This window comes from Pseudomonas sp. Q11 (assembly GCF_024494355.1).
GTDB classification, from domain to species: Bacteria; Pseudomonadota; Gammaproteobacteria; order Pseudomonadales; family Pseudomonadaceae; genus Aquipseudomonas; species Aquipseudomonas hefeiensis.
This window is the reverse complement of record NZ_JAKNQY010000019.1, coordinates 16,724-37,477: the sequence shown is the minus strand read 5'-3', so window position 1 is coordinate 37,477 and position 20,754 is coordinate 16,724. Positions and strand designations below refer to the sequence as shown.

16 protein-coding genes are annotated in these 20,754 nt (G+C 62.3%); 11 read left to right on the top strand and 5 right to left on the bottom strand.

Annotated features, from left to right (window positions below):
* Nucleotides 1-175: 175 nt before the first annotated feature.
* Complete coding sequence (gene exaA / locus MA884_RS19335) at nucleotides 176-2,041, bottom strand: quinoprotein ethanol dehydrogenase (protein WP_256231982.1); 1,866 nt, start codon at nucleotides 2,039-2,041, stop codon at nucleotides 176-178.
* Between the two features lie 252 nt (nucleotides 2,042-2,293).
* On the opposite strand from exaA, the gene pedF reads away from it, so the two are divergent.
* The 11 genes from pedF (at nucleotide 2,294) to yghX (ending at nucleotide 15,393) form a co-directional block, all read left to right on the top strand.
* Nucleotides 2,294-2,755, top strand: a complete 462-nt coding sequence (pedF, locus tag MA884_RS19330) for a cytochrome c-550 PedF (RefSeq protein WP_256231981.1) — start codon at nucleotides 2,294-2,296, stop codon at nucleotides 2,753-2,755.
* Between the two features lie 5 nt (nucleotides 2,756-2,760).
* Nucleotides 2,761-3,636 (top strand): ABC transporter substrate-binding protein, encoded by an 876-nt coding sequence (locus tag MA884_RS19325; RefSeq protein ID WP_256231980.1) that lies wholly within the window; start codon nucleotides 2,761-2,763, stop codon nucleotides 3,634-3,636.
* Nucleotides 3,637-3,646: 10 nt separating this feature from the next.
* Nucleotides 3,647-4,402 carry a quinoprotein dehydrogenase-associated SoxYZ-like carrier gene (locus MA884_RS19320; RefSeq protein ID WP_256231979.1) on the top strand — a complete coding sequence of 252 codons (756 nt, stop codon included), beginning with the start codon at nucleotides 3,647-3,649 and terminating at the stop codon, nucleotides 4,400-4,402.
* 16 nt (nucleotides 4,403-4,418) lie between these two features.
* Nucleotides 4,419-5,354: a quinoprotein relay system zinc metallohydrolase 1 gene (locus tag MA884_RS19315; protein ID WP_256231978.1), complete on the top strand. Its 936-nt coding sequence runs from the start codon at nucleotides 4,419-4,421 to the stop codon at nucleotides 5,352-5,354.
* Nucleotides 5,355-5,673: 319 nt separating this feature from the next.
* A complete protein-coding gene (locus MA884_RS19310; protein WP_256231976.1) occupies nucleotides 5,674-7,449 on the top strand; it encodes a PQQ-dependent methanol/ethanol family dehydrogenase in 1,776 nt (591 codons plus the stop codon).
* A gap of 291 nt (nucleotides 7,450-7,740) precedes the next feature.
* Nucleotides 7,741-9,261 carry an aldehyde dehydrogenase family protein gene (locus tag MA884_RS19305; protein WP_256231975.1) on the top strand — a complete coding sequence of 507 codons (1,521 nt, stop codon included), beginning with the start codon at nucleotides 7,741-7,743 and terminating at the stop codon, nucleotides 9,259-9,261.
* A gap of 317 nt (nucleotides 9,262-9,578) precedes the next feature.
* Entirely contained in the window at nucleotides 9,579-9,650 is a 72-nt protein-coding gene (gene pqqA, locus MA884_RS19300; protein WP_003243383.1) for a pyrroloquinoline quinone precursor peptide PqqA, read from the top strand.
* A gap of 113 nt (nucleotides 9,651-9,763) precedes the next feature.
* Nucleotides 9,764-10,927: an alcohol dehydrogenase-like regulatory protein ErcA gene (gene ercA, locus MA884_RS19295; protein ID WP_256231974.1), complete on the top strand. Its 1,164-nt coding sequence runs from the start codon at nucleotides 9,764-9,766 to the stop codon at nucleotides 10,925-10,927.
* Nucleotides 10,911-12,281 carry a hybrid sensor histidine kinase/response regulator gene (locus MA884_RS19290; RefSeq protein WP_256231973.1) on the top strand — a complete coding sequence of 457 codons (1,371 nt, stop codon included), beginning with the start codon at nucleotides 10,911-10,913 and terminating at the stop codon, nucleotides 12,279-12,281. The genes ercA and MA884_RS19290 overlap by 17 nt, the downstream gene beginning before the upstream one ends.
* Nucleotides 12,282-12,766: 485 nt before the next feature.
* Nucleotides 12,767-14,410 carry a malate dehydrogenase (quinone) gene (mqo, locus tag MA884_RS19285; RefSeq protein WP_256231972.1) on the top strand — a complete coding sequence of 548 codons (1,644 nt, stop codon included), beginning with the start codon at nucleotides 12,767-12,769 and terminating at the stop codon, nucleotides 14,408-14,410.
* Between the two features lie 92 nt (nucleotides 14,411-14,502).
* The gene (gene yghX / locus MA884_RS19280; protein ID WP_107321704.1) at nucleotides 14,503-15,393 is read left to right on the top strand and encodes a YghX family hydrolase; all 891 of its coding nucleotides are present in this window, start codon (nucleotides 14,503-14,505) and stop codon (nucleotides 15,391-15,393) included.
* A gap of 22 nt (nucleotides 15,394-15,415) precedes the next feature.
* Here yghX and MA884_RS19275 read toward each other — a convergent pair whose 3' ends face one another.
* The 4 genes from MA884_RS19275 to MA884_RS19260 all read right to left on the bottom strand — a co-directional run bounded on the left by MA884_RS19275 (nucleotide 15,416) and on the right by MA884_RS19260 (nucleotide 20,745).
* Nucleotides 15,416-15,712, bottom strand: coding sequence for a phage infection protein (locus tag MA884_RS19275; RefSeq protein WP_256231971.1), 297 nt, complete (start codon nucleotides 15,710-15,712; stop codon nucleotides 15,416-15,418).
* A 201-nt stretch (nucleotides 15,713-15,913) separates the two neighbouring features.
* Nucleotides 15,914-16,699 (bottom strand): hypothetical protein, encoded by a 786-nt coding sequence (locus MA884_RS19270; RefSeq protein WP_371134792.1) that lies wholly within the window; start codon nucleotides 16,697-16,699, stop codon nucleotides 15,914-15,916.
* Nucleotides 16,700-16,828: 129 nt separating this feature from the next.
* Entirely contained in the window at nucleotides 16,829-18,634 is a 1,806-nt protein-coding gene (locus tag MA884_RS19265) for a bacteriophage N4 adsorption protein A (RefSeq protein WP_256231969.1), read from the bottom strand.
* On the bottom strand, nucleotides 18,631-20,745 hold the full coding sequence (locus MA884_RS19260) for a glycosyl transferase family protein (RefSeq protein ID WP_256231968.1): 2,115 nt from the start codon (nucleotides 20,743-20,745) through the stop codon (nucleotides 18,631-18,633). Before MA884_RS19260 ends, MA884_RS19265 begins: the two co-directional genes overlap by 4 nt.
* Nucleotides 20,746-20,754 lie beyond the last annotated feature (9 nt).

The following is a 20,754-nucleotide window of genomic DNA, read 5'->3' as shown; positions in this document are numbered from 1 at the left end:
TGAACCATCGCTTTCGCGAGCAAGCCCGCTCCCACAAGGGATCTTTGGCGGACACAAAGTCTGTGTCTGACAACCATCAACTGTGGGAGCGAGCCTGCTCGCGAAGCCGTTGGCACATTCAACATCACTGGCAACTGAACCACCGCTATCGCGAGCAGGCTCGCTCCCACAAGGGTTATTGGCGGGCTACCTTGTTATCCCAACTCGGAATCTTGAACACCCAGAACGACCCGCCCTGGGCCACCGGCTTGGTCAGCTCGGCCATGTCGCCGCCCCACAACGGCACGGCGCCGCCATAGCCGACGGTCACGCCGATGTACTGTTCGCCGTCCTGTTCCCAGGTGATGGGCGGGGAGACGATGCCGCTACCGGTCTGGAACTTCCACAGCTCCCGGCCGGTCTTGGCGTCGAAGGCCTTGAAGAAGCCGTCGCCGGTGCCGGTGAACACCAGATTGCCCTTGGTGGCGAGCACCCCGGCCCACAGCGGCAAGGCTTCCTTGTGTTCCCAGACCACCTTGCCGGTGGTGGGGTTCATCGCGCGCAGGCTGCCGACGTGATCGTCATACATGCGCTTGATGCGAAAGCCCATGCCCAGGTAGGCCGAGCCTTTCTTGTAATTCACTTCTTCGGTCCAGTATTCCTCTTTCCACTGGTTGCCGGGGACGTAGAACAGCCCGGTGTCCTGGCTGTAGGCCATGGGATTCCAGTTCTTGCCACCGAGGAAGGGCGGTGAGACTTCCACCGGTTTGCCCTTGGTTTCACCCGGCAGTGGCTTGGCCGGACGCTGACCGGGATTTTCCACCGGGCGGCCGGTCTTCAGGTCGATGTGGCTGGCCCAGGTGATGTTGTCGACGAACGGGAAGGCGTTCTGCAGCTTGCCGTTGTTGCGGTCCACGACGTAGAAAAAACCATTGCGGTCGGCGTGGGCAGTGGCCTTGATCAGCTTGCCGTCCTTGTCCTTGTAGTCGAACAGCACCAGCTCGTTGTTTCCGGAGAAATCCCAGGCATCGTTGGGTGTGTGTTGGTAGAACCACTTCACCTCGCCGGTACTCGGGTCGACGCCCACCTGGCCGGAGGTGTAGAGGCTGTCGTAATCCTGCGGGTTGCCATCCTTGGCCGTGCGCGCCCAGGTGTTCCATGGCCCCGGGTTGCCGGCGCCGACGATGATGGTGTTGCTCTCGGGGTCGAAACTGGCGCTCTGCCAAGGCGCGCCGCCGCCGTGGCTCCAGGCCTCGACCTTGCCGGTCTCGGTGGTTTTGTCGTCGGGCCAGGACGGTGCTTTCACATCGCCGGTCGGCGTGCTGTCCTTGCCATTGAGACGGCCCATGTGGCCTTCGACGAAAGGCCGCATCCAGACTTCTTCACCGGTGTCCGGGTCCCGGGCGAACAGTTGGCCGACCACGCCGAACTCATCCCCGGAACTGCCATGGATCAACAGCACCTTGCCGCTGGTTTTGTCCTTGATCAGCACCGGGGCGCCGGTCATGGTGTAGCCGGCGGCGTGGTCACCGAATTTCTTGTTCCACACCACTTTGCCGGTGTTTTTATTCAGGGCGACCACTCGCGCATCCAGCGTGCCGAAGTAGATCTTGTCGCCGTAAATGGCTGCGCCCCGATTGACCACGTCGCAGCACGGGCGAATGTTGTCCGGCAGCCGATGGCTGTAGGTCCACAGGCGTTTGCCGGTTTTGGCGTCGAGGGCGAACACCCGCGAGTAAGAGCCGGTGACGTACACCACGCCGTCGCTGACGATGGCCTGGGATTCCTGGCCGCGCTGCTTTTCGTCGCCGAATGAGTAAGACCAGGCCGGCGTGAGCTTGAACACGTTCTTGTCATTGACCTGGGCCAGCGGGCTCCAGCGCTGGGCGTTGGTGCCCATGCCGTATTGCAATACGTCGCGGGTGGTCAGGTGGTCGTTGGCGATGTCTTCCCAGGTGACCCCGGGCGCTGCGGCGTTGGCCAGGGGGCTCAACGACAGGCTACCGGCCAGCAGCAAGGCGACGGTCAGGGAAGAGAGGGCGGGTAGCGTTTTTATTGTCATGGTGGGCATTCCCAGTGAGGTTTTGGCCTGACTAGGTTGGGTCGCGCCAGGGCTCTACCGATACGGAAAAAGTCCCGCCCTTGCCGGGAAGACTTCCCGAACCGGCTGTCTTTGCGAACCGCGCCGGATGACCCGCTACCAAGGAACTAGAGTGCGGCCACCAAAGCAGCATTCGGCTGGGGTGCAGGCGTTCCTAAGATGACGGCACGGCCTCTGTAGAGAGGTCTTGCGTGTAAATTCGAGGGCATAACAATGACAACAAAACGCAACGCCATCATCGCTACCGCATTGCTGATAGGGCTGACCGGCGCAGGCTCCGTGTGGGCCCATGGCAACGTAGTGCCCCAGGCAGTGGAAACCAAAGGGCTGACCGCGATCAAGGACACCGGCCTGCCGGTGGACGGCGATGGTTGGGTCGCCCAGAACCCCTATCGCAGCTCTCCCGAGCGGGACAAGGCCGTGGAAATCGGCTCCTCGGCCTACAACCAGAACTGCGCCGCGTGCCACGGGCTGGAAGCCAAGTCCGGCGGGATCGCGCCGGATTTGCGCCTGCTGGATGCCGCCGAAGCTGGGGATGAGTGGTTTGTCGAACGGGTGCGCCACGGCGCGGTGCGCGACGGTCGGGTCTACATGCCGAAAATGGCGGACTACTTGAGTCAGGAAGCCTTGTGGGCGGTGCGCACCTATCTCGACAGTGTGCACGTCGAGGAGTGATCGTCATGCGCCTGTTCGCGTGGATATTGTGCAGCCTGTTGCTGTGTGGCCAGACGGTTCAGGCACAGGTGCGCAACTACGACGAAATGATCGCCGCCGGCGAGCTGAAAGTGGCGGTGTACAAGGATTTTGCCCCCTATAGCTTCGAAGACCACGGCCAGCCCCGGGGCGTGGACGTGGAACTGGCCCAGGCCCTCGCCAAAGCCCTTGGCGTGCGCCTGCGATTGATCTGGGCGCCGCCCGGCGAAAAGCTCGATGACGACCTGCGCGATTACATCTGGCGCAGCAGCGCCCTGCATGGTCGGCAACTGGCCGACCTGATGATGCGCGTGCCTTACGATCGCGACTACGTGCAAAAGCGCAACGACATCGGTGAACTGGAAAACGCCCAGGTCGCCATGTTCGGGCCTTATCAGCAGGAGTGCTGGCAAGTGGCGTACGACCGCCGCCGGCTTGAAAGCGTAGGCAGTGTCGCGGTATTCCAGCAGCACCCCATTGGCGTTGAAGTCGACAGCGTGCCGTCGTTCTACCTGACCTCGGTGTTCAACGGCATGCTCAGCGCCAGGACCCATCACTTCCCCGGCGTAGGCCAGGCGTTCAAGGCCATGCGGGCCGGGCAGGTCGACGCGGTCATGGCCATGCGCGGGGAGATCGACTGGCAACTGCATGAGGCAGCCGATCCGCAACTGGCATTGGCCGAAAATGCTTACCCGAACATGGGCAAGCAACGTTGGGAAATCGGCATGGCGGTGCATGAGAGCAACCGGCAGCTGGCTTATGCGGTGGAAGAAGCGCTGGAAGGGTTGATCCGCGACGGCAGTCTCAAAACCATCTATGCCCATTACGGCCTGCGTTACGAAGTACCCGAGATGTATCAATAGGAGCGCAGGGATGAACTGGCGAGCGTTGGGTCTGCTGTTGTGCTGCCTGCCGTTGACGGCGACGGCGCTCGAGACCGGGAAGGACCCGGTGCCCTCGGTGATGTGGGCCTTCTATCACAAACAACTATTGGGTGAGGCGCCGTTCGTGTTCGACGACCGGGTCCGGTTGCTGGCGCCGCCTTTTGCCGAAGACGCGCGCCAGGTGCCGTTGCAGATCGATGCCCGGGCATTCGCCGGTGACGTGGTGCGCATGCTGGTTTGGGCCGAACTGAACCCGCTGCCCAAGATCGTCGATTTCCAGCCGGGGGGGCGGGTGCTGCCCTGGCTGTCAATCCGCATTCGCATCGAGCAGGCCACGCCGTTGCGCGCCGCCGTGCAGACCCGTGACGGCTTGTGGCACGTCGGCTCAACGTTGATCGACGCGGCCGGTGGCGGCTGCACCGCGCCAAGCGTGGTACGCACCCAGCCGGGCTGGGAAGAACACTTGGGCGAAGTGCTGGGAGCCCGTTACCCCCGAGGTGAAGACAGTCGCCTGCGCCTGCAAGTGGCCCACCCGATGGACAATGGGCTAGTGAGCGGCATCCCTGAGTTTTACCTCAACCAGGCGCAGTTGCTGGACGCCGACGGCCAGGTGCTGGCGCGCCTGGAGCTGTTTCCGGCCGTCAGCGAAAACCCCAACCTGGGCTTCGATATTCGCGGCCCCGGGCAGACCCGCCTGTTGTTGCGTGACAACAGCGGCAATGAATTCGAGGCAACGGTCCCCTGACCACAAGGAGCGCGCCATGCGTTGGTTGTTGCTGATCTGGCTCGGCCTGTGCCTGCCGACATGGGCCGGGCCGGACTATGCACTCAAGCCCCGGCAGATCGCCGAAGGCACCTGGCTGCTGGAAGGCAGCACGGACAATTTTGCCAAGGCCAACGGCGGCAACATCGTCAACACCGCGTTCATTGTCACCGAGGCCGGCGTGGTGGTCATCGACACCGGCCCATCCCGGCGCTACGGGCAGGCCTTGCGCCAGGCGATTGCCGCGACCACCGATAAACCGGTGATCCAGGTATTGCTGACTCATCATCATCCCGACCATGTCTTGGGCAACCAGGCCTTCAGCGACGTCTCCATCGGCGCGCTGGCGGCGACCACGCAGCTGTTGCGCCAGCAGGGCGATGCCATGGCCGAGAACATGTATCGGCTGGTCGGTGACTGGATGCGTGGCACCGAAGTGGTGTTGCCGACCCAGGTGCTGGTTCCCGGACCGCTGAAGGTGGGCGGTCATTCCTTGCGGTTGCTGGAACTGGCCGGGCACACCGGGGCGGACCTGGCGATCCTCGATGAAACCACCGGCGTGCTGTTTGCCGGCGACCTGGTGTTTTACCAGCGGGCCCTGACCACCCCCAACAGCCCGGGACTCGAGGTGTGGCTCAAGGACCTGGACACCCTGCAAGCCTTGCCCTGGAAGCAGATCGTCCCCGGTCATGGCCCGGTCGCGACTGACCCGCAGCCGTTTGCCCAGATGCACGATTACCTGGGCTGGCTCGACCAACTGATGCGCGACGGCGCGGCCCGTGGCGATGACATGGCCGAGATGATCCGCAGCCCCATTCCCCAGCGTTTTGCCGGGATCAGCCTGACTCGGTATGAGCTGATTCGCAGTGTCAGTCATCTGTATCCGCGCTATGAGCGGGTGGGGATGAGGCGGATGGATAGCAATTCCGAATAATTCAGGCCGGTCCCCCTGTGGCGAGGGAGCTTGCTCCCGCTACGCTACGCCCGTAGGAGCTGTCGAGTGCAACGAGGCTGCGATCTTTCCCCAGGCACTTGAGTCTCAAGCGAAAGATCGCAGGCTTCGCCAGCTCTTACAGAGCCCAGCGGGAGCAAGCTCCCTCGCCACAGGGGCAGGCACGACCACCCCCCACATGTACCAAGGAACTAGAAAACTCAACACTGCGGGCAATTGTTGCCAGGGGCTGCGGGCCCAAGAATCTGCGACAGACCGGGAAAATTTCCCGGGTATAACAATAACCGCAGAGGTAGCCGTCATGACTCATCCCGCACGTCGCCAGCCCTTCGCCGTGAGCCTGCTGCTCAGTGCCATGCTGCTGTCCGGTTCGGCCTTGGCCGCCGTGACCGATCAGGAGATCTTCCAGGATCCGAAAAACCCGCAACAGATCGTGACCAACGGCCTGGGTGTCCAGGGCCAGCGCTACAGTCCATTGGCGACCCTCAACACCGATAACGTCAAGGAGCTGCGGCCGGTCTGGGCGTTTTCCTTTGGCGGTGAAAAACAGCGCGGCCAGCAGGCCCAGCCGATGGTCAAGGATGGGGTGATGTACCTCACCGGCTCCTATTCGCGCGTGTTCGCGGTGGATGCGCGCACCGGCAAGAAGCTCTGGCAGTACGACGCGCGCCTGCCCGATGACATCCGCCCTTGCTGCGATGTGATCAACCGTGGCGTGGCGCTGTATGGCGACCTGGTGTACTTCGGCACCCTGGACGCCAAGTTGGTGGCGTTGAACAAAGACACCGGCAAAGTGGTGTGGAGCAAGAAGGTCGCTGACCACAAGGAAGGTTATTCCATCAGTGCTGCGCCCATGGTTATCAACGGCAAGTTGATCACCGGTGTGGCGGGCGGCGAATTCGGCGTGGTGGGCAAGATCAGCGCCTACGACCCGAAAAACGGCGAGCTGCTGTGGACCCGCCCGACCGTGGAAGGGCACATGGGTTATGTCTACAAGGACGGCAAGGCCATCGAGAATGGCATTTCCGGCGGCGAAGCCGGCAAGACCTGGCCGGGGGACCTCTGGAAAACCGGTGGTGCCGCGCCCTGGCTGGGCGGCTACTACGACCCGGAAACCAATCTGTTGCTGTTTGGCACCGGTAACCCGGCGCCGTGGAACTCCCATCTGCGCCCGGGCGACAACCTCTATTCCTCGTCGCGCCTGGCCCTTAACCCGGACGACGGCAGCATCAAATGGCACTTCCAGAGCACCCCTCACGACGGCTGGGACTATGACGGCGTCAACGAGCTGGTCTCCTTCAACTACAAGGAAGGGGGCAAGGACATCAAGGCTGCGGCCACCGCCGACCGCAACGGCTTCTTTTACGTACTCGATCGCACCAACGGCAAGTTCATCCGTGGCTTCCCGTTTGTCGACAAGATCACCTGGGCCAACGGCCTGGACAAGGACGGACGGCCGATCTACAACGAGGCCGGTCGTCCGGGCGCGCCGGGCAGCGAAGCCAAGGGCGGCTCGGTGTTTGTCGCGCCGGCCTTCCTCGGGGCGAAGAACTGGATGCCGATGGCCTACAACCAGGACACCGGGTTGTTCTACGTGCCCTCCAACGAGTGGGGCATGGATATCTGGAACGAAGGCATCGCCTACAAGAAGGGCGCGGCGTTCCTGGGGGCCGGTTTCACCATCAAGCCGCTGAACGAGGACTACATTGGCGTGTTGCGGGCCATCGACCCCAAGACCGGCAAGGAAGTCTGGCGCCACAAGAACTACGCGCCGCTGTGGGGCGGGGTGCTGACCACCAAAGGCAACCTGGTGTTCACCGGTACGCCTGAAGGTTTCCTGCAGGCTTTCAACGCCAAGACCGGGGAAAAGGTCTGGGAGTTCCAGACCGGCTCCGGCGTGCTCGGTTCGCCTATCACCTGGGAGATGGACGGCGAGCAATACGTCTCCGTGCTCTCGGGCTGGGGTGGTGCGGTGCCGTTGTGGGGCGGCGAAGTGGCCAAGCGCGTGAAGGACTTCAACCAGGGCGGGATGCTCTGGACCTTCAAGCTGCCGAAGGATCTGGTGGCCAAGCGCTGAGTTGAAACAGGGCCGGGCACTGTCCTTGTGGCGACTGCTTCGTGGGAGCAAAGCTTGCTCGCGATGCAGTCGCCTCGGTTCCTTGGAGGCCGCATTGCCTTCATCGCGGGCAAGCCTTGCTCCCACAGGGGCGGTGCGGCGTTTCGCCAAAAAGCCCGTTCCAATGCTTGAAATCTACGACCAAATAACGAGAGCCCCCCTGCCAACGACGCATTCGTCCACCGCGCGAGGCTCTCTACCATCGGCCTATCGCCTGTCCCGTGACAGGCATCGACCAGGCAGAGGCCCATTATGATCTACGCACAACCCGGAACCCCAGGCGCCGTCGTCACCTTCAAGCCGCGCTATGGCAATTTCATCGGCGGCGAATTTGTCGCGCCGGTCAACGGCGAATACTTCACCAATACGTCCCCGGTCAATGGCCAAGTCATTGCGCAATTCCCGCGCTCCAGCGCCGCGGATGTCGACAAGGCCTTGGATGCGGCCCATGCCGCGGCCGATGCCTGGGGCAAGACCTCGGCCCAGGACCGCTCCCTGGTGCTGCTGAAGATCGCTGATCGCATCGAACAGAACCTGGAAATCCTTGCCGTCAGCGAGACTTGGGACAATGGCAAGGCGGTGCGCGAAACCCTCAACGCCGACGTGCCGCTGTCGGCCGACCACTTCCGTTACTTCGCCGGCTGCATCCGCGCCCAAGAGGGCGGTGCAGCCGAAATCAATGAACTGACCACCGCCTATCATTTTCACGAGCCGCTGGGCGTGGTCGGGCAGATCATTCCGTGGAATTTCCCGCTGCTGATGGCCGCCTGGAAACTCGCCCCGGCCCTGGCCGCCGGTAACTGCATCGTGCTCAAACCGGCGGAGCAGACGCCGCTGTCGATCATGATCTTCGCCGAACTGATTGCCGACCTGCTGCCAGCCGGTGTGTTGAACATCGTCCATGGGTTTGGTCGCGAAGCCGGTGAAGCCCTCGCCACCAGCAAGCGCATCGCCAAGATTGCCTTTACCGGCTCCACCCCGGTGGGCTCGCACATCATGAAATGCGCGGCCGAGAACATCATCCCGTCCACCGTGGAGCTGGGCGGCAAGTCACCGAACATCTTCTTCGAAGACATCATGCAGGCCGAGCCGGCCTTCATCGAAAAGGCGGCCGAAGGCCTGGTGCTGGCGTTCTTCAACCAGGGTGAAGTCTGCACCTGTCCGTCCCGGGCACTGGTGCAGGAGTCGATCTATGAACCGTTCATGGTCGAGGTCATGAAAAAGATCGCCAGGATCAAGCGTGGCGACCCGCTGGACACCGACACCATGGTGGGCGCCCAGGCCTCTGAGCAGCAATACGACAAGATCCTTTCGTACCTGGAGATTGCTCGGCAAGAGGGGGCAGAACTGCTCACCGGCGGTGCGGCAGAGCGGCTTGAGGGGAACTTGTCGAGTGGCTATTACATCCAGCCGACCCTGCTCAAGGGCCACAACAAGATGCGCGTGTTCCAGGAAGAAATCTTCGGCCCGGTAGTAGGCATCACCACCTTCAAGGACGAAGCCGAAGCCCTGGCGATTGCCAACGACAGCGAGTTCGGTCTTGGTGCCGGTTTGTGGACCCGCGACATCAACCGCGCCTACCGCATGGGCCGGGCGATCAAGGCCGGGCGTGTGTGGACCAACTGCTACCACCTGTACCCGGCCCACGCGGCGTTCGGTGGCTACAAAAAGTCCGGCGTCGGCCGGGAGAATCACAAGATGATGCTCGATCACTATCAGCAGACCAAGAACCTGCTGGTGAGCTACGACATTAATCCGTTGGGGTTCTTCTGATTCCCCGAAAATGTAGCTGACTGAACCTTGTGGCGAGGGAGCTTGCTCCCGCTGGGCCCTGTAGGAGCTGGCGAAGCCTGCGATCTTTTGATTTTCCGCTTAAGACTCAAGTGTCTGGGGAAAGATCGCAGCCTCGCTCCGCTCGACAGCTCCTACCGCGCAGCCCAGCGGGAGCAAGCTCCCTCGCCACAGATGCTCGCTTCTCTCGTAGTACCAACGCACCCCACCCACCGCTTCGAAAGTAGCATTCGAGCCTTGGGCGCCCTGTGCATTAATGACCTTGCCGGAATGGCCCGGTACAAGAAGAGGAAAGACCCATGTGGACTAAACCCGCGTACACCGACCTGCGTATCGGCTTTGAAGTGACGATGTACTTCGCCAACCGATGAGCGCTGGCCCGGCCTGAGATGTTCAGGCCGGGCTACCCATTTGGTCGGATTGCAATCACGGTGGGATGCTTTAGGCTCAGGGTATTCCCGGAACAATAAGAACAGGCTTACCGATGAGCCAGAGTCTCAGCCCGCTGCGCAAGTTCGTTTCACCTGAAATCATGTTTGGCGCCGGTTGCCGGCACAATGTCGGCAATTACGCCAAGACGTTCGGCGCACGCAAGGTGCTGATTGTCACCGATCCCGGCGTGATCGCTGCAGGATGGGTCGCCGACGTCGAAGCCAGCCTCCAGGCCCAGGCCATTGATTACTGTATCTACAGTGCCGTCTCACCCAATCCCCGGGTCGAAGAAGTCATGCTCGGTGCCGAGCTGTACCGGGAAAACCACTGCGATGTCATCGTCGCGGTCGGTGGCGGCAGCCCGATGGATTGCGGTAAAGGCATCGGCATCGTCGTTGCCCATGGTCGCAATATCCTCGAGTTCGAAGGCGTGGACACCTTGCACGTGCCCAGTCCACCGCTGATCCTGATTCCCACCACCGCCGGCACCTCGGCGGACGTGTCGCAGTTCGTGATCATTTCCAACCAGCAAGAGCGCATGAAGTTTTCCATCGTCAGCAAGGCCGCGGTGCCGGACGTGTCGCTGATCGACCCGGAAACGACCTTGAGCATGGACCCCTTCCTGTCGGCCTGCACCGGCATCGATGCGCTGGTGCATGCCATCGAGGCGTTTGTATCCACCGGCCACGGCCCGCTCACCGACCCCCATGCGCTGGAGGCGATGCGCCTGATCAACGGCAACCTGGTGCAGATGATCGCCAACCCGGCTGATGTGGCCCTGCGGGAAAAAATCATGCTCGGCAGCATGCAGGCCGGGCTGGCGTTCTCCAACGCGATCCTTGGGGCGGTGCACGCGATGTCCCACAGCCTGGGCGGTTTCCTGGATTTGCCCCATGGCTTGTGCAACGCCGTGCTGGTGGAGCATGTGGTGGCGTTCAACTACAACTCGGCTCCCGAGCGTTTCAAGGTGATTGCCCAGACGCTGGGCATTGATTGCCGTGGCCTCAATCACCGGCAGATCTGTACCCGCCTGGTGGAACACCTGATTGCCCTCAAACGCACCATCGGCTTTCACGAAACCCTGGGGCTGCACGGGGTGAGCACTTCGGATATTCCGTTCCTGTCGCAACATGCGATGCATGACCCGTGCATTCTCACCAACCCTCGGGAGTCGAGCCAGCGGGATGTCGAGGTCGTCTATGGCGAAGCCCTCTGACGAACAGCAAAAAGCCCTGGCCGGGCTGCTGGGACTAGGCAACCATTCGACGCGCAAGAGCCACTATCCGGAACTGGCCGCGCGCCTGGATGAACTGGAACAGGCCCGGCAACACCTGCAACAGCTCAACGATCAGTTGGAACAGCGGGTGGCCGAGCGCACCGACGCGTTGATGGAAGCCAACCTGAATCTGCAGCAGCAGATCGCCCAGCGCGAGCTGATCGAACAACAACTGCGCGACGCCCGGGATGCTGCGCAGGCGGCCAACCGCAGCAAGGACAAATACCTGGCCGCCGCCAGCCACGACCTGCTGCAACCACTCAATGCCGCACGTTTGCTGATATCCACATTACGCGAACGCTCGCTGCCCACGTCCGAGCAGGTACTGGTGGAGCGTACCCACCAGGCTCTCGAAGGGGCGGAAGACCTGCTCACCGACCTGCTGGACATTTCCCGGCTGGACCAGGCCGCGGTCAAGCCGGACCTGGCGCCGTATCGGCTCGATGAGCTGCTCGCGCCACTGGCTTCGGAATTTCAATCAGTGGCTGGCGCCGCCGGGTTGGAGCTACGGGTACGTTTCGGCGACGAAACGGTGATGACCGACCTGCGGCTGATGACCCGGATCTTGCGCAACCTGCTCAGCAACGCCTGTCGCTACACCACCCAGGGCGGCATCCTGTTGGCTGCGCGGCGTCGGGGCGAGCGGTTGAGCCTGGAGGTCTGGGACACGGGGCGCGGCATTGCCGCCGACTGCCTGGAGTCGATATTCCTGGAATTCAACCAATTGGACGTGGGCCGGGCGGCGGACCGCAAGGGCGTCGGCCTGGGGCTGGCGATTGTCGAGCGCATCGCCCATATCCTCGGCTATCGGGTCCGGGTGCGTTCCCGGCCGGGGCGCGGTTCGGTATTCAGCATCGAGGTGCCGTTGTCGGCAGAAAGGCTGCTGCCCATGTCCCAGGTCCCCATCCAGGTGGTCGCGGGAAACCCGCTGCCTGGACGCCGTCTGCTGGTCATCGACAATGAGCTGAGCATTTTGCAAAGCATGGCCGCGCTGCTCGGGCAGTGGGGGTGTGACGTGTTGACCGCCACGGACGAGGCGGGGGCCTTTGACGTGCTGCAAGGCCGTGCGCCGGAACTGATCCTGGCGGATTTTCACCTGGATCATGGCGTGGTCGGGTGCGAAGTGGTCAAGCACTTGCGCGAGCATTTCCAACAAACCATACCGGCGGTGATCATCACCGCCGATCGCAGCGACCAGTGCCGCCGCGCCTTGCGCAAACTCAATGCACCACTGCTCAACAAACCGCTCAAGCCCGGCAAATTGCGGGCGGTGTTGAGTCAGTTGCTCGGGTAGCGAATGGAGAGGTGAAGTCAGATTTCACCGACAATCCCCTGTGGGAGCGAGCCTGCTCGCGATAGCGCCGGGTCAGCTGGCATCACTGTCTAATGCACCACCGCCATCGCGAGCAGGCTCGCTCCCACATTTTTCAGCCAGTGCGCCCTTAAAACGCCGTCATTTGCTGGGTGTTTATGCCTTGGATGAAAAAAGAGGCTTCGGTCTGTTTAGTTCATTCTGTAAACTCCCCCCGCTGCGACAATCGGGCACGGCCATGTCAGGCCCGATTACAAGCGTTTTGCAGTGTCCCTCACCCAGCTGAAGCCAAGACCTACAAGAAGTCAGCGCCGGAGAGACATAAATGCGAGGCCGATGATGCTCGGCCCCTGTAGGTCCATCCTCCAGTCCCGTCTCGACCCCCGTCATGCCGTATACAGGCCATGGCGTGGTCTATCATTGCCGGACTGGTGGGCGGAATGGCGTTCTACCCTAGGGATACACACATGTTGAAGAAAACACACACGGCGCTGCTGGGCCTGGCGATGGCGATGGGTCTTGCGACCACGCACGCCGCCGAAGCAAAAAAAGTGGATGTCTTGCTCATTGGTGGCGGCATCATGAGCTCGACACTCGGCGTCTGGCTCAATGAGCTGGAACCGGACTGGACCATGGAAATGGTCGAGCGCCTGGACGGTGTTGCCCAAGAGAGCTCCAACGGCTGGAACAACGCCGGTACCGGTCACTCCGCGCTGGCCGAGCTGAACTACACGCCCGAAGACAAGAATGGCAAGGTCGAAATCGCCAAGGCCATCGAGATCAACGAGGCGTTCCAGGTTTCCCGTCAGTTCTGGGCCTGGCAGGTCAAGAACGGCGTGCTGAAGAACCCGCGCTCGTTCATCAACTCCACGCCGCACATGAGCTTTGTCTGGGGCGAGGACAACATCGCGTTCCTGAAGAAGCGCTACGAAGCCCTTCAGGCCAGCCCGTTGTTCGCCGGTATGCAGTACTCCGAAGATCGCGAGCAGATCAACAAGTGGGTACCGCTGATGATGCAAGGGCGTGACCCGAGCCAGAAAGTCGCGGCCACCTGGAGTCCCTTGGGCACCGACGTGAATTTCGGCGAAATCACCCGTCAGTTTGCTGCTCACCTGCAAACCAAACCGAACTTCTCTCTCAAGCTGTCCAGCGAAGTGCGCGACATCACCCGCAACGAAGACGGCACCTGGCGCGTTTCGTACAAGAACCTGAAGGACGGTAGCGAAACCGAGACCGACGCCAAGTTCGTGTTCATCGGCGCTGGCGGCGGTGCCTTGCACCTGCTGCAGGAAACCGACATCCCGGAAGCCCGTGAATACGCTGGTTTCCCGGTAGGCGGCTCGTTCCTGGTGACCGAAAACCCGACCATCGCCCAGATGCACCTGGCCAAGGCCTATGGCAAGGCTTCGGTTGGCGCACCGCCGATGTCGGTGCCGCACCTGGACACCCGCGTGCTCGATGGCAAGCGGGTGATTCTGTTTGGCCCGTTCGCTACCTTCTCCACCAAGTTCCTGAAGAACGGTTCGTACTTCGATCTGCTGACCAGCACCACGACCCACAACGTGTGGCCGATGACCAAGGTGGGTATCGAACAGTACCCGCTGGTTGAATACCTGGCCGGGCAATTGATGCAGTCGGACGAAGACCGCTTCAACGCCCTGAAGGAGTACTTCCCGGACGCCAAGCAGCAAGACTGGCGCCTGTGGCAGGCCGGCCAGCGCGTGCAGATCATCAAGCGTGATGAAGAGAAAGGCGGCGTCCTGAAGCTGGGTACTGAAGTGGTCGCTTCCCAGGACGGCAGCATCGCCGCACTGCTGGGTGCTTCGCCAGGTGCCTCGACCGCCGCGCCGATCATGCTGACGGTGCTTGAGAAGGTCTTCAAGGACAAGGTCGCCACCCCGGCCTGGCAGGAAAAACTGCATCAGATCGTGCCAAGCTACGGCAGCAAGCTCAACGAAAGCCCTGAGCGTGTGGCTCAGGAGTGGGCTTACACCAGCGAAGTCCTGCAGCTGGACACACCACCGACGATCAGCCAGCAGGGCACCGCGCCTGCACCGACCGCGCCGGCTGCTGCCCCGCAAAGCAACCCGGCGGCCGACATGGCGCTGTAAACCGGACGCTGTCTGGTGAAATAAAAAACGCCGCTCATCGAGCGGCGTTTTTTTTCGTCTATGATTTTTCGATCCCCAAAGAGGATCAAACCATGACTCGCCTGACCGCCAAGGACTTTGCCCCCGAACTGCTCGAGCTCTACGATTTTTACGCCCACGGCCAGATATCCCGCCGGATCTTCCTGGAGCGGGCCAGTCAGTTCGCGGTGGGCGGGCTGACGGCCGGCGCGCTGCTGGCGTCATTGAGCCCCAACTATGCCCAGGCCATGCAGGTGAACTTCACCGACCCGGATATCGTGGCGCAGTACATCACTTATCCCTCACCCAACGGTCACGGTCAGGTGCGCGGCTATCTGGTCCGGCCAGCCAAGGCCAGTGGCCCGGTGCCCGGTGTGGTGGTCGCCCATGAGAACCGTGGCTTGAACCCTTACATCGAAGACGTCGCCCGGCGCGTGGCCAAGGCCGGTTTCGTGGCGCTGGCGCCGGATGGCCTGACCTCGGTGGGCGGGTATCCGGGGAACGATGACAAGGGGCGTGAGCTTCAGCAGCAGGTTGATCCCGAGAAGCTGATGAACGATTTTTTCGCTGCCGTTGAGTTTCTGATGAAACACGACGCCATCGGCGGCAAGAAAGTCGGCATTACCGGCTTCTGCTACGGCGGCGGGGTGGCCAATGCCGCCGCCGTGGCGTATCCCGAGCTAGGCGCGGCGGTGCCATTCTACGGACGCGGGCCCAAACCTGAGGACGTGCCGCGAATCAAGGCACCGCTGCTGATCCACTACGCCGAACTCGACACCCGCATCAACGAAGGCTGGCCGGCCTATGAAGCAGCGCTCAAGGCCGGGAAGAAGACCTATCAGGCTTATATCTATCCGGGCGTCAACCATGGCTTTCACAACGACTCGACCCCGCGCTATGACGAAGCGGCTGCCGAGCTGGCGTGGGGGCGAACCCTTGAGTGGTTCAAGCGCTACCTGGGGTGAGCGCCACGGCTATCGGCAACCCTTAAGCGTTGCGTTCGCGCAGTTCCTGAAGACGATCAGCGCCACCTTCGGCGACGCGGTTCTGAAGCAGGCGATCGGAGCCACCCTCGGCGACGCGGTTCTGAAGCAGGCGATCGGAGCCACCTTCGGCGACGCGGTTCTGGCTCAGACGATCGGAGCCGCCCTCAACCAGCAATTGTGCAGCCTGACCCTTCGCCGCTGCACTCATGGCCGTGGCCGAAGCGACGTTCGACAGGCCGAGCCCGCCAACCAGTGCCAGGGCGATTGCCAGGGAGGAAACTTTCGAGAGATTGAACATGGTGATTCTCCTTGCGCTTGATTGAGTGGGCCAGTGGCAGCGGGTGTGCTGCTGTCCGGTGATCACAGTTAAACGCGCAGGTGTATCGACGTTGTGTGTCGGCAAGGCTCGAATTCAACGGTTTCGTATCAATCCGCAGTTCATATACACAGCGATACAAATCTCTGAAGCCAGGCCTGGGGCGAGGGTCCCGAACCAGGGTCACGGCTTGGTCAAGGATTGCCTCAACTGCTCCACCAACTCAGGCGTCACGTAATGTGGGCCGTCGAACAGGTACAACGGATAGCCGGCATAGGCGGCCAGTTGCGGCTTGAGTTCGGCAACCGTGGCCGAGCGGAAGCCGCCGCCGAACTTGGGGCGGAAGGCTTCGACGATGATCCGCACGCGATCTTTTCCGAGCCGGTCACGCAGGGTGTCGGCGTAGTCGCGGGCCACCGGGGCGGTGCGGGCGTAGACGCCGACGCCGTCCTGGAAGAACACGCCAATGTCGTCCGGCAACCATTGCTTGAGCCAGTCGGCAGTGGCGGCGGGGCCGATGTTGGCGCCGTCGTAGACGCTGATCCACAACGGGCGTGGCAGCTTGGCCAGCAAGGCGGGCAGTTCCTTGGCGCGAGACCAGCTGGGATCGACCTCGGCCGGAAAATACCACCCGGTCACGTGCAGCGGTGTCGGCAACCGGGCAATGCGCGCCGACACCGCGGCCAGTTGCTCAATGTTGTCCCTGGAGCGGTTTTCACTGAAATGACCGGCCAGCCCGAGGATGACATCCTGGGCCCAGGGCGCCTTGGCAATGCGCGCCCAGTCAGGCAGCAGCGGCACGCTGGGCAGGCCGGTGCCGGGCACGAAGGCCTGGTCATCCACCACCGTCCATTGCACCAGCAGCTCGCGTACCCCCAGCTTTTCCCAGTTGCCTTTGATTCCCACGGTCTGGTTGTCTGGCTGCCAGACGATGCCGACGATATCCGGTGCAACCTCTTTGTTCAGCATGTAATACGTCCCCGTGCCTGCGCCGAGGGCCGCTGCCAGCGAGATGACCGCCACGGTCGTGCGGCGGATGATATGGCCGAAGATTTTCAAACGAGCGCTTTCCTGCAATTGCACATCACATCAACGGCCTCAATAGGAGTAGGTCAAGCGAGCGAACACGCCTTTGGCTCGTTCCTCGCCCAATACCCTGGCCCTGTACTGCAGGGAGAAATCCACATAGGAGCGCGGGGCGTTGTAGGCGTCCTCCCGGAACCAGTAGCGTACGTTATTGCCCACCCCGATCCCGCCGGCGTTGCCGGACGAGAAGTCCCCGTCGGCGCCACTCTTCATCTTGGAATCGTAGTCGAGCGCCGCCACGACATGGGGGAAGGTCACCCAGCGCGAGCCGGTACCGCCGATGGCATAGCTGCGTCCCACTTGCCATTCGCTGTTGAAATAATTGCGTGAGTCGTTGATGTATCGGCCGACCTCGGCGTACAGCTGCGAGGTCCACCAACTGGGCGCATCGACCCGCAGGTCGGTGCCGATACTCGAACCGTAGCCCAGGCGCGCCAGCCAGTCGCCCTCGACGTTCGAGGAGCCCAGGGGGAAGGTGCGTTCAAAGGCGGCCATGATGTTGATGGAGCTGAAGGGTTTGATCCGTGCCCCCAGCGCCCCTTGCAAGGCTTGCGCACCGGTGTCCGAGTCGCTGTTCTTGCTCCACAGGGTGTCGGTGACGCGGCCGTAGAGTTCGATGAAACGCGCATTGCGATACCCCAGCGGGCGCCAGGACAGCTCGGTGCTGTTCTGCAGCAGGTCATTGCTTTGGCTGCCGCTGCTGCTGGTGCCCGGGGCAGCGCTCAGGCCACTGGAACTGTTGCCGCGATAGCTGGTGGTGCTGGTCAGGCCCAGGGTGCGTGAGATGTCGCCCACGGCACGACGGGTATCGAACAGCTGTTGTGCAGACAGGGGTGATTCAGTGGTTGCCTGGGCATCGATGACGCGTTTGAAATACGCCACCGCTTCGTCGTCTTCATGCACGCGCATGGCGTTGTAGGCTGCATCCTGGGCCGCCGCCGGAGCGAGCCGGGTGCTGGCATCGGCCTTGCGGAACGCGGCGTGGGCGGCCTCGTCGTCACCGGCCCGGCCCGAATCATAGGCCAGTTGCAAATCACTGACCGGTGCCTGTTCATCGGTGTGACCCGACCTGGTGGCGCACGTCAGGCCGAAGGTACTTTCCTGGCACTCCAGAATCGGTGCGTCGCGATCCTCGGCAGCGAGCTGCGCACTGTTGAGCAATTGCTGGTTGGCGGCGATTTCCGGAGCCCAAGCTACGGCTTGGCGAGCCTTGTCCACGGCCAGCACCGCATTGCCCTGCTGCAGGGCACGGTAGCCCTGGACCGCCAGCGGCGCCGCCAGTTGGCGACGAATCGCCTTTCGACGCATCAGGAGCGCGTCATCGTTGGCGAAGACCCCGAGTGCATCGCCCACAGCCTGGTCGGCTTCGACCAGAAGATGCTGGCGCTGCAAGGCGTCGATCAACAACAGCCGGTACTCCCGGCGACGGGGAGCCTGGGCAATCGCCCGGCGAGCCGATTGCGCGGCCAGACCGAACCGTTCGCGATCATAGGCCCTGTACCCTTGGGTGGCGGCCATGAAACCCGGTGCCGTGGCAACGGCGGATGCAGCGACGGTCCGGGGCTGGTCGCGCAGTTTCTTGTCACGTTCGGCCATGGCGATCAGGGTGTTCAGACGCGTCACGTCGGCGCGCAGGCGCAGGGCCTCGCGGGCCTTGGCGATGGCCAGGTCGTAGTCCTTGCGCTCGTAGGCGCTGTAGGCTTGGTTGGCGGCGGTGTAGGCCGGGCCGGACAACGGCAGCGGCAAGGTTTCGGCAGCAACCAGGGCCGGTATCAGGCCCAGCCCCGTGGCCAAGAGGGTCAAAAGGGCGCGGTTCATGCCGGAAGCTCCATGGGGTAGACGCTGTGCTGACGCGCCGCCACCTGTTCAATAGTGGCCCGCGGCAGCACGCCGCTGTCGACCAGGTAATCGCCGATCCGACCGTGGTGCTGCGGTCGATACTGCAACATGGCGCGGCTGAACTGATCGCGATCGAGCAGGCCCATTTCGATCAGCAAGTCACCCAGCAGCGGTGCACTGGCATTCGGAACGGCGTGGCCGTTGCGTTCGGGCAATTGGCGCAACAGCGCGAGAATTTCACTTTCCCGGGCGATCAGTTGCACCGGTTCGCTGCCCAGTTCGGCGGCGATCTGTTGCAGGCCTTCGTCAGTCAGGGGGTTGGCAACGGCGATCTGTTCGCACCCTTCAGTGTTGCGGCCCAGAGGAATGACCCGCCAGCGCAAAGCAAATTCGCCGGTCAGTGACGAGGTTGAGGCGGCGGCTTTTTGCGCCACGTCGAAGACCCGGGGCAGGTCATTCTGGAACGCGATGGCTTCGGCCAGGGTTTCGTCATCCAGCCAGCCGTTATTGAGCAAAATGCGTCCCAGCGGCATGTTTCGCGATTGTTGTTGGTCCAGGGCGCTTTGCAGGTGGCTGTCGGTAATGGCCTGCCAGGACAGCAATACACTGCCCAGGCGGCGCGGCGCGATGGCCACCAGGTCGGTGGAAGGGAAGTCGTGCATGGTCTTGTCCCAGACCAGTTTGCGATTCATTACCTTGCCCACCAGGAACATCCGCCAGGCTCTGGACGCGGCCATGAAGTTGACGAAGTTACCCACCAGCATGCGAGGGATCGACAGCAAGCCATGCTGCCAGCCGTACAGCACGGTGGTGAAGTAACAGCGGTGCAGGATCCGCCAGAGCAGGGCAATGCCGTTGGCCACCAGCAGGTATTTGACCAGATCGTTGGTTTCAAAGGGCGTCGGGAAGGTGACATCCCACCAGCCGCTGTTGCGCAGAATGATCAAGCCCAGCAGTTGCACCAGAATCACGTAGGCGATGATGCTGACGAACGCCGTCACCACGCCCTTGCGGTCGCGAAACAGCAGATAACGGTTGGCCAGCGAGCCGCTCCAGCCCATCTGTTCCCAACCTTGCAGGCCGATGCCCAGGGTCCAGCGGGCCTTTTGTCGGAACGCGGTGCGGAAGGTGTCCGGGAAGAACTCGCGCACGCACAGTGGCATCGTCAGGGTCGATTCGTAGGGTTTGCGGAACCAGGATTTGCGCAGCACCCGGAATTGCACCGGGAAACGCACGAAGATCGCATTCATGCCGACCTTGGCCAGTCGCGCGCCGACGTCGTAGTCCTCGGTGAGGCTGTCGGTGTTGAACGGCTGGTTTTCGGTTTCGCCGGCCAGTACCCGCAACGCGCGATGGGAGAAACAGGTGCCGACGCCGGCCGAGGGCACGGTGTCGGTCATGCTTTCACGCACCACCAGGTCCTTGCCGTGCCATTCGGCGAACTCGTCCATGTAGACCCCGGCCACCCATTCGTACCAGTTGCGCTCCAGCGACACCACCGGCAACTGGATCATGTCCTTGCGTGGCAGCAGGTAGTTGAACAGACGCAATTCCAACGGGTGCAGCACGTCTTCGCTGTCGTGCAACACCACCCCGGCGAAGGTCATGCCATGGGTTTTCTCATGCAGGAAGATCGCCTGGATCACCCAGTTCAGGCAGTCAGCCTTGCAGGTCGGTCCGGCATGGGGCACTTCCACGCGGTGCAGTTGTTTGTAGCGCCGGCGCATCCGCTCGACTTCGTCGATGGTGCGCTGGTCGTTGATATAGGTGCCGACGAAGACCACGTAGTTCTGGTAATCGAGCGTCGAGACCATGTTCTCGATCATCGGTGCGATGACGTCGTATTCCAGCCAGGCCGGCACCATGATCGCCAAGGGCTGTTCGTCCCGGGCCAGCAGTTGTTCGACGGTCAGCGAGCGGTATTTGCGGTCCGCGGTGAGCTTGCGGTACAGGCGGCGAGACCAGTACCACAGGTCAATGATCAGGTCGTCCAGGCTGGAGATCAGGATCACCACCGCGACGACGATGGTCGCCGCTTCCAGGTAGTTGTAGTAGTGGGCCAGCCAATAGGGCCAATAAAGCGACGTCATCGAAGGTTA

What these genes read in the sequence shown, in the direction of transcription:
- MA884_RS19305 (WP_256231975.1), top strand. Translation starts at nt 7,741, where the DNA reads ATGATCTACGCACAACCCGGAACCCCAGGCGCCGTCGTCACCTTCAAG.
- mqo (WP_256231972.1), top strand. Translation starts at nt 12,767, where the DNA reads ATGTTGAAGAAAACACACACGGCGCTGCTGGGCCTGGCGATGGCGATG.
- exaA (WP_256231982.1), bottom strand. Translation starts at nt 2,041, where the DNA reads ATGACAATAAAAACGCTACCCGCCCTCTCTTCCCTGACCGTCGCCTTG.
- MA884_RS19290 (WP_256231973.1), top strand. Translation starts at nt 10,911, where the DNA reads ATGGCGAAGCCCTCTGACGAACAGCAAAAAGCCCTGGCCGGGCTGCTG.
- pedF (WP_256231981.1), top strand. Translation starts at nt 2,294, where the DNA reads ATGACAACAAAACGCAACGCCATCATCGCTACCGCATTGCTGATAGGG.
- MA884_RS19310 (WP_256231976.1), top strand. Translation starts at nt 5,674, where the DNA reads ATGACTCATCCCGCACGTCGCCAGCCCTTCGCCGTGAGCCTGCTGCTC.
- MA884_RS19275 (WP_256231971.1), bottom strand. Translation starts at nt 15,712, where the DNA reads ATGTTCAATCTCTCGAAAGTTTCCTCCCTGGCAATCGCCCTGGCACTG.
- MA884_RS19260 (WP_256231968.1), bottom strand. Translation starts at nt 20,745, where the DNA reads ATGACGTCGCTTTATTGGCCCTATTGGCTGGCCCACTACTACAACTAC.
- yghX (WP_107321704.1), top strand. Translation starts at nt 14,503, where the DNA reads ATGACTCGCCTGACCGCCAAGGACTTTGCCCCCGAACTGCTCGAGCTC.
- MA884_RS19325 (WP_256231980.1), top strand. Translation starts at nt 2,761, where the DNA reads ATGCGCCTGTTCGCGTGGATATTGTGCAGCCTGTTGCTGTGTGGCCAG.
- MA884_RS19270 (WP_371134792.1), bottom strand. Translation starts at nt 16,699, where the DNA reads ATGCTGAACAAAGAGGTTGCACCGGATATCGTCGGCATCGTCTGGCAG.
- MA884_RS19265 (WP_256231969.1), bottom strand. Translation starts at nt 18,634, where the DNA reads ATGAACCGCGCCCTTTTGACCCTCTTGGCCACGGGGCTGGGCCTGATA.
- ercA (WP_256231974.1), top strand. Translation starts at nt 9,764, where the DNA reads ATGAGCCAGAGTCTCAGCCCGCTGCGCAAGTTCGTTTCACCTGAAATC.
- MA884_RS19315 (WP_256231978.1), top strand. Translation starts at nt 4,419, where the DNA reads ATGCGTTGGTTGTTGCTGATCTGGCTCGGCCTGTGCCTGCCGACATGG.
- MA884_RS19320 (WP_256231979.1), top strand. Translation starts at nt 3,647, where the DNA reads ATGAACTGGCGAGCGTTGGGTCTGCTGTTGTGCTGCCTGCCGTTGACG.